The 603-nt window shown below is 68.3% G+C and carries 1 protein-coding gene; it reads right to left on the bottom strand.

Going from position 1 to position 603, the window contains the following annotated elements; translation table 11 throughout:
- The coding region (locus EN984_RS36940; RefSeq protein ID WP_164766039.1) for a hypothetical protein at positions 1-603 on the bottom strand (603 nt) is incomplete at both ends.

Below are 603 nucleotides of genomic sequence, written 5' to 3'. Positions count from 1 at the left end.
CACCGACACCGGCGCCGCGGGTCTGCGAGGTCTGCACGCCCGCTGCGTCGAGATTGAAGGCAATGGCGGGATTTGCCGGCGCGCCCGTCACCTTGACCGTGCCCGAAATCGAGCCGGCGGCGTCGAGGCCCGGCGAAAAACTGTTGGCGAGCGACATCGGCACCCGCGCCAGCGTCGCATTGATGTCGAGCGCCGTGCCGACCTTGCCGGTCACCGTCGCCGTGCCACCGCCAAGGTTGAGCACCAGCCGATCCAGCGTCGTCGTGCCATTGGCGATGCTGACGCTCGAGGCCTGGGCAATGGCCGCCTTGATGCCCTGGACGGTCGCCTGGCCGGAGGCAAGCTCGATAGTTGTCGTGCCGTTGGCCACTTTCACCCGGCCGGCGGCCCGCGCCGGAATGCCCTTGACGGTTGCGCCGCCGGCGAAGCCGGTCCAGTCGCCGTCGCGCTTTAAGTCGACATCGATGCCGCTGATCACGGTGCCGCCCGAAATGACGGTGTCGGCGCGGATCTTTCCGGAGATCACGGGCGCCGCCAGATAGTTGGCGACCAGCGCATCGATCGAGACGGCTTTCGCCTGCAGGTCGCCGCGCGTAATCGACG

It is taken from the genome of Mesorhizobium sp. M7A.F.Ca.CA.004.12.1.1 (assembly GCF_003997835.1).
Lineage (GTDB): Bacteria > Pseudomonadota > Alphaproteobacteria > Rhizobiales > Rhizobiaceae > Mesorhizobium.
The sequence above is the reverse complement of the archived record's forward strand: the minus strand, read 5'-3'. Positions and strand labels throughout refer to the sequence as shown.